General features: G+C 59.8%; 9 protein-coding genes. 2 read left to right on the top strand and 7 right to left on the bottom strand.

Annotation, left to right across the window (positions count from 1 at the left end; translation table 11 throughout):
- Positions 1-157: 157 nt before the first annotated feature.
- From ABW043_RS00445 to ABW043_RS00475, 7 genes are all read right to left on the bottom strand, one after another.
- Complete coding sequence (locus tag ABW043_RS00445) at positions 158-574, bottom strand: HIT family protein (RefSeq protein WP_353919279.1); 417 nt, start codon at positions 572-574, stop codon at positions 158-160.
- Positions 575-597: 23 nt separating this feature from the next.
- Positions 598-1,725 (bottom strand): hypothetical protein, encoded by a 1,128-nt coding sequence (locus ABW043_RS00450; RefSeq protein ID WP_353919280.1) that lies wholly within the window; start codon positions 1,723-1,725, stop codon positions 598-600.
- Between the two features lie 60 nt (positions 1,726-1,785).
- Positions 1,786-2,961, bottom strand: coding sequence for a GNAT family N-acetyltransferase (locus ABW043_RS00455; protein ID WP_502908572.1), 1,176 nt, complete (start codon positions 2,959-2,961; stop codon positions 1,786-1,788).
- The gene (locus ABW043_RS00460) at positions 2,951-3,712 is read right to left on the bottom strand and encodes a glycerophosphodiester phosphodiesterase family protein (protein ID WP_353919281.1); all 762 of its coding nucleotides are present in this window, start codon (positions 3,710-3,712) and stop codon (positions 2,951-2,953) included. The genes ABW043_RS00455 and ABW043_RS00460 overlap by 11 nt, the downstream gene beginning before the upstream one ends.
- A gap of 69 nt (positions 3,713-3,781) precedes the next feature.
- Positions 3,782-4,240: a RidA family protein gene (locus tag ABW043_RS00465; protein ID WP_353919282.1), complete on the bottom strand. Its 459-nt coding sequence runs from the start codon at positions 4,238-4,240 to the stop codon at positions 3,782-3,784.
- Positions 4,237-5,565: a DNA polymerase IV gene (locus ABW043_RS00470; protein WP_353919283.1), complete on the bottom strand. Its 1,329-nt coding sequence runs from the start codon at positions 5,563-5,565 to the stop codon at positions 4,237-4,239. Before ABW043_RS00470 ends, ABW043_RS00465 begins: the two co-directional genes overlap by 4 nt.
- A 9-nt stretch (positions 5,566-5,574) precedes the next feature.
- The gene (locus tag ABW043_RS00475; protein ID WP_353919284.1) at positions 5,575-5,853 is read right to left on the bottom strand and encodes a DUF3572 family protein; all 279 of its coding nucleotides are present in this window, start codon (positions 5,851-5,853) and stop codon (positions 5,575-5,577) included.
- A gap of 123 nt (positions 5,854-5,976) precedes the next feature.
- Here ABW043_RS00475 and ABW043_RS00480 point away from each other — a divergent pair, with 123 nt between their 5' ends.
- The gene (locus ABW043_RS00480) at positions 5,977-6,348 is read left to right on the top strand and encodes a response regulator (protein ID WP_291417845.1); all 372 of its coding nucleotides are present in this window, start codon (positions 5,977-5,979) and stop codon (positions 6,346-6,348) included.
- Positions 6,349-6,435: 87 nt separating this feature from the next.
- The coding region (locus ABW043_RS00485; RefSeq protein ID WP_353919285.1) for a response regulator at positions 6,436-7,249 on the top strand (814 nt) is incomplete at its 3' end.

Consider the following 7,249-nt stretch of genomic DNA (forward strand, 5'->3'; position numbering starts at 1 on the left):
TTTCCTTCATGCGTTCATGAATGAACATGAGAAGTTCGTGTTGTTTGCGCGTCAGCATTGCCCGGCGACCCCAGAATCGGAACATAGACGGAACGACTATATGTGTTCCACCTATGTTCCGCAAGAGTCTTGGATTTTTGGCGTTTTTCGGCAGGTCTTAGAGCGCTGCCGCGATGTCTTTCGCCAGTTGGGCCAGTTCGCCGTCGTCGGCACGGCCAGACGCGTGTGCGCCAAGCGCTACGCCTTCATAGGCCGGAATGATGTGAAAATGCAGGTGAAAGACAGTCTGGCCTGCCGAGGCTTCGTTGAATTGCGCGAGACGCAGGCCATCGGCCTTGGTGGCGGTCTGGACGGCCTTGGCCACGCGCTGCACAAGCGGGATGACCTCCGCCAGGGCCGCGGGATCGGCATCGAGAAGGTTACGCGATGCGGCCTTGGGGATGATGAGCGTGTGGCCCTTGGACTGCGGAAAAATGTCCAGCATGACGAGAGCCGCATCGTCTTCATAGACCTTGTGGCAGGGCAGCTCGCCTTTGAGAATCCTGGCGAAGATATTGGTCGGATCGTAGCTCATCGGGCTCCTCGGCTCTTCTCTGGTCATTCGGCCGGCGAGAGCATTTCGTCGCTGGCATTGTTGGCGTAGCGGAAACGGAAAAAGTTGAGAACGGCAAGGCCCGTCAACGTCACCGGAACATACTTGATGCCGCGCGTGATGAAAAACAGCGCGATGTTTACGGCCGTCTCGGCTGACATGGCGCCTTTCCCCATGGCGGAAGTGAAGGACGAGGGGACGATGTGGCGATAGATGAGATCGTCCGAACGATAATAGTGGCGGGCACGGGCGGCGAATGCGCGTTTGGAGCTTGAATAGTCCCTGAGTTCATCAAGACCCATATCGCCGTGGAATTCGACTTCGGAGCCCAAGGCCCAGACTTCCGGCGCCATCAGGCGATCCTTGCCGATGACGGTGAAGCGCTCGATCAGATCGCGAAAGGTGACGTAGTTGGCGTTCCAGCAATCTTCGGTCTTAGCGCCGTGGGACAGGACCAGCACATCGGCCCGTTTCAGCTTTTCGTCCATGCCGGCGTAGTTCCCAGCGGAAAAGTCGACGCCGGATTTCGCTGTTTCGACAATGGCGCCGCGCTTTTCCAGTGCCTTGACCATGGCGGAGCCGAAAGCGCCGCCTGTACCGGTGACGAGAAAGCGGCGGCCCTCGATCTGACACGTCGTGCCGACGAGGAGGTCAAAGGTGTTGGCGAAGGACGAGAAGAAGTTGTGCGGATATACGTGGTGCATGGCGTGGTAGTTGTTGTTGACCCACAACAACCCTTGCTTGCCGCCGACGCGGTCCATCGACATGTGATTATAGTCGAGCCCTTCTTCGCGCAGCGTCATGATGAACATGACCGTGCGGATGACGGCGACGACAGCGACGGGCTGCCACGGAATCGCCAGGAGAAACAGGGCGATGGCGAGCATTGAGGTGAGATATTCCGGCAGCACGTGGAGCCAGATATTCTGCCGTGCATAGGCAGGATTGACCTGCATATCGAGGCCGAGAAACTTGTGATGAACCCAGTGCCAGGACGAGAACCGGCGGAGTAGCGGGATCTTCGAATTTTCCCAGCGATGCAGGAGCCAATGGAGGGTGTCGAACAGCGTCGTGGCCACCACGAAGACAAGCAGGGCTTCGAGAATGAAGGCTACGACGTCCCAAAAATCCATTAGTCCCGGGTCTCCTGAGCTTGTTGATCAGGTTTCCTTAACACACTCGATTGCACGGGGCTAACGCTCCTGCCGCTCGCCTCGGCGGAATGGGCTAAACCCTTCAAGCGCCTCCTGTTCCCGCTCGACCGCAGGGCGTTCCGCCTCGAGATAATCGGCTACTGCATCGCGCAGGCCGGGATGGGCGATCCAGTGTGCGGAGTGCGTGGCGACGGGTGTATAGCCGCGCGCCAGCTTGTGTTCGCCCTGCGCACCGGCCTCCACGACCTTGAGGCCGTGCGCGATGGCGTAGTCGATCGCCTGATAGTAGCAGACCTCGAAATGGAGGAACGGCACCTCGCGGGTAGAGCCCCAATTGCGGCCATAGAGGCGGTCCTTCCCAATGAAATTGATGGCGCCGGCAATGGGCTCATCGCCTTCATAGGCAAAGACCAGCAGCACGCGATCGGCCATGTATTTACCGAGTAGCGAGAAGAATTTGCGGTTGAGGTAGGGCTGGCCCCATTTGCGGGCGCCGGTATCTTCATAAAAATCGAAGAAGGCGTCCCAGTGGTGCTCCTCGATGTCCTTGCCGCTGAGCCAGCGGATGGTGATTCCATCGGCTAGCGCGTCGCGGCGCTCGCGGCGGATCACTTTGCGCTTTCGCGAAGAGAGCGTTTCGAGGAAAGCGTCGAAGCTCGCAAAGCCGTCATTGTGCCAGTGAAACTGGGTGTCGACGCGGCTCAACCAGTCCGATGCCGTGGCAGTAGCGGCGTCATCGTCGGGCAGGAAGGTGAGGTGAACGGAGGACGCATTGCGCTGGCGGGCAAGCTCTTCGGCGGTCGATAGCAGCGCGGCGCGGATTTCGAGGCTGTCGGAGGGCACCAGCAGCTTTGGCGCCGTCACCGGGGTGAACGGCACAGAACCCTGGAGTTTGGGATAGTAGTGCCCGCCGGCGCGTTCGAGCGCCTGCGCCCAGCCGTGATCGAACACATATTCTCCCATGGAATGGGTCTTGAGGAACAGCGGCAGAAGGCCGACGGGGGCGCCGGTTTCGTCTTTCATCAGAACGTGTTGCGGCTGCCAGCCGGTGCGACCGGTGGCGCAACCTGATTCCTCAAGGGCGAGGAAGAAGGCGTGGTCGAGAAAGGGATTGTCGGGCACCCCATTGGCGCCCGGCACAAGAGAGTTCCACTGATCGGCCGAGATGGAGGCCGTCGAAGGATGGATGGTTGCTGAAAGCTCTTTAGGAGACACTGTCCGGGTTGAACCCTTCGAACACGATCTGGTCGATGTAGGGGGCCGCAGCCTCCGCTTCAACCTTAGACCTGATCGTCCAGGCGGTCACCGGCTTGCCGAGGGCGCGCCAGAATGTGATCGCCGGTAGCGTCAGGGCACTTTTGTCACAGGAAATGAAGTCGAACTGGGTTTCATGCCAGTGGAGGAGATGGCGCATCGTGTAGCGCTCGTCCTCGGTAATCCCCGGCGGGTAATCCTCACCCTCATAGTCATAGGTGATGATGCCGCGTGGGCCGGCAAAGCCATATTCGCGGATAAGGGTGATCAAGCGCGGATCGAAAGATTCGACCGTTGTCGGACCGGAATATCTGGCGAGCGCTTCGGCGGCGACGGTGGCCAGGCGGCGCGTGGCTTCGAGGCTTGGCTGGTGCTTGAGCTCGATCTGGAGAAGAGCCCGGCCGGCGATCTGTTCGAGGAAGGCGTCCAGCGTCTGCGGTCGATCGCCCGCAGCGCTGTCGAGCAGCGTCATGCCGGTCATTTCAGCCAGAGTTCGGTCGCTGACGAGACCGGTTTCGCCCGTCAGGCGCTCAAGTTTCTCGTCATGAAAAACGACTGCGTGGCCGTCACTCGTGAGCTGCAGGTCGCACTCGATGGCAAAATTGCTCTCGATGGCGGCAGTAAATGCGCTGGCGCTGTTTTCGATGACGCCATTGGCGCGATCGTGAAGGCCGCGATGAGCTACGGGGCGGGGAAAGAGCGGTTCGGTCATGAGAAATCTGCCGTGAAATCGGAGGCGTCCGGTTCGCACGCCTCCGTGACAGTGCGATTACAACTCAGCTTAGACTTCGACCACGGCGTCGATTTCAACGGCGGCACCGAAGGGCAGGGAGGTGACGCCGAAAGCGGCGCGGGCATGCTTGCCCTTGTCGCCCAGAATGCCGACCAGCAGGTTCGATGCGCCATTGGCAACGAGATGCTGCTCGGTAAATTCATTGTCTGAGCAGACGAGGACAGTCAGCTTCAGGATCTTCTTGATATCCTGCAGCGGAATGCCCGCGGAATAAACGATGTGCGAGAGGACGTTGAGGATGGCGAGTTCGGCCGCATTGCCACCCTGCTGGACGTTCATCGTATCGCCCAGGCGGCCTTCCACCACGCCGTTCTCGCCGGTCGAAATCTGGCCTGAGACGTAGAGGAGATTGCCGCTGCGGGTGACGGGCACATAGCTCGCGACGGGCGCCTTGGGGGCGGGCAGTTCGTAGCCATATTCGCGGAGCTTTTGGATCGGATCGGTCATCTGGTCTTGCCTTCCAGGTCTTCTGCTTCTTCTTCGGATGCCGGGGCCGAACTGGTTTCGGGCCGGCTGGTATAGAGTTTGCCGCGGACAACGGCCGTGCGGCCAAAGCGGGTACGCACGCGGTCCATGGCCCGTTCCGCCGCCGCCTTGCGGGCAACCTGCGGTTCGAGAAGGTCCGTTGGATCGGACCCGTCGGCCGCTTCGATGCCCGAAATGCCGATGCCGATCAAGCGGAACGGCGTGCCATCGGCCTCACGCTGCAGGAGATTCAATCCTGCTTCATAGAGCACATTGGCGAGCTGTGTGGGCATCATCAGGTGTCGTGCGCGCGTGCGCAACTTAAATCCTGACGTCTTGAGCTTGAGCGTCACCGTGTCGCCGACGATGTTCTTGGCTTTGAGGCGTTCGGAGAGGCGTTCGCAGCATTGGAGGAGCGCGGTGGAGAGCTCTTCAAGCGTGGCGAGATCGTTGTTGAAGGTCGTTTCGGAGGAAACGGTTTTCATTTCGCCATCGACCGAGACGCGGCGGCTATCCTGCCCGCGGGAAAGCCGAGCGAGACGTGCCCCCGATTCGCCATAGAGACGCATGAGCTGGATCGGGTCGGCGTCCTGGAGCTGACCGATTGTGTGGTAGCCATCCTTCTTCAAGGTCTCGGAGAAAACCTTGCCGACCCCGAAAATCAGGCTGATCGGCTTGGGGGCGAGAAATGACAGGGTTTCCTGGGCGCCGATGACGGCAAAGCCCCGGGGCTTGTCGAGGTCGGAGGCAACCTTGGCCAGAAACTTGTTGTGGCTGAGACCAACGGAGATGCTGACGCCGACCTCCTGTTCGATGGTGCGGGAAAAGCGCGCCAGGGTCAGGGCAGGGGGCGACTTGTGGACTTTTTCGGTGCCGGTGAGGTCGAGAAACGCTTCGTCGATCGAGATGGGTTCAACAAGCGGCGTCAGCGCATCCATGTAGCGGCGGATCTGGCGGCTGACCTCGACATACTTTGCCATGTCGGGCTTGATGATCACGGCATCCGGGCAAAGCTCGCGCGCTTTGAACATGGGCATGGCTGAGCGCACGCCGGACTGGCGGGCGATGTAGCAGCAGGTCGAAACGACGCCGCGCACGCCGCCACCGATGATCAACGGGCGATCGCGCAGGCTCGGGTCGTCGCGCTTTTCAACCGAGGCATAGAACGCATCGCAATCCACATGTGCGATGGAGAGCGAAAAAAGCTCGGAATGGCTGCGGATTCGGGGCGAGCCGCATTGCGGACAGCGGCGAGGTTCGGCGGCCGCCGTTCCGGAATTGAGGCAATCGCGGCAGAGCCAGTCCATCGCCTCGGCTTATCCGTTGGGGTTGAGCTTGTGCCACAGGCGCATGAACGATTCCGGGTTCATGCCGGCATTCGCGCAGAGTGCGAGCAGAATCGGTTCGTTTGCTGCAAAGTAGTCAATGAGCCCGGTCTGCAGCCGCTTCGTACCGATTGCAGAACGAAGAGATTGCGGATCGAGCCCGGCATGCTGCATGAAATGCAGAAGCTCATCGGGATTTTCGGCAAGGTAACCGAGGCAAGCCCCGGCGACCTCTTCGAGGTCCAGCGATGACGGTTTTGCGAGCGGCAAGTCTTGGCCTCATTTGAGGTTTTGTAACGGATTGAATGATACCCCAAGGTGACGGGGAAGCGAAGGGCCGTGGTGCTGGGACCGGGGAAACTATCGGTGCCACAGTCACGCAAGTGAGGACCAATGTCCAAGACAGTCATGATCGTGGAAGACAATGAGCTAAATATGAAGCTCTTCAACGATCTGCTTGAATCGCGTGGCTACCGGGTCATCCAGACCCGCAATGGCCTGGAAGCACTGGATTTGGCGCGGGCGCATATGCCCGATCTGATCCTGATGGATATCCAGTTGCCGGAAGTGTCGGGTCTTGTGGTCACCAAATGGCTCAAGGATGACGAACAGCTCGCCCATATTCCAGTCATCGCCGTCACGGCCTTTGCCATGAAGGGCGATGAAGAGCGGATTTTACAAGGCGGGTGCGAGGGTTACATATCGAAACCCATCTCCGTGGCTCACTTTCTGGAAACCATTGCCCAATATATTGGGCCTGCCTGACGGCACCGAGACGCTCGAGGTTTCGGCTGACTTCTCCCGGTGGCCAGTTTGGCATCGGGACAATTTGGTTTGTTTGGGGGATATGCGGTGACGGCGCGCGTTCTGATTGTCGACGACATTCCGACGAATGTTCGGCTGCTCGAAGCGCGGCTCACCGCTGAGTATTTCGAGGTGCTGACCGCCAATTCCGGGCCGGAAGCGCTTGAAATTCTTAAAGAAAACGACGTCGACATCATCCTCCTCGACGTGATGATGCCGGTCATGGATGGGTTCGAAGTCTGCCGTCTCCTCAAATCCAATCCGCGTACGCATCATGTGCCTGTGCTGATGATCACGGCGCTGGACCAGCCATCCGACCGCGTGAAGGGTCTTGAGGCCGGCGCGGATGATTTTCTGACCAAGCCCGTCGATGACATGCAGCTTATGGCGCGTGTCAAAAGTCTGGCGCGGCTCAAGTCGCTCACCGACGAACTGCGGGCGCGTGCGCTGACTGGCCAGCAATTGGCCATTGAGGACGCGCTGCGGGCAATGGACACGATCTCGGCTCAGGGCGGGCAGGTGTTGATCATCGACACCGACAAGCGCCATGCCGAGCGCGTGCAGAGCTATCTTTCGGAAGAACACAAGGTCGACATCCTGCTTGAACCGGCCGACGCCGTGTTCCAAGTGTCTGGCGCAAAATACGAATTGGCGCTGGTCAGCATGTCGCTCAACGACTTTGACCCGCTACGCGTCGCCTCGCAAATCCGAACGGTGGAGCATTCGCGCAACCTGCCGATCATCCTGATGGCCGACGACGGCGACAAGCCGCGGGTGGTGCGGGCGCTTGACCTTGGGGTCAATGATTTCATTAGCCGACCAATCGAGCGCAACGAGCTGAAAGCGCGGGTGCGGACGCAGA

Source organism: Devosia sp., from assembly GCF_040509215.1.
Taxonomy (GTDB): Bacteria; Pseudomonadota; Alphaproteobacteria; order Rhizobiales; family Devosiaceae; genus Devosia.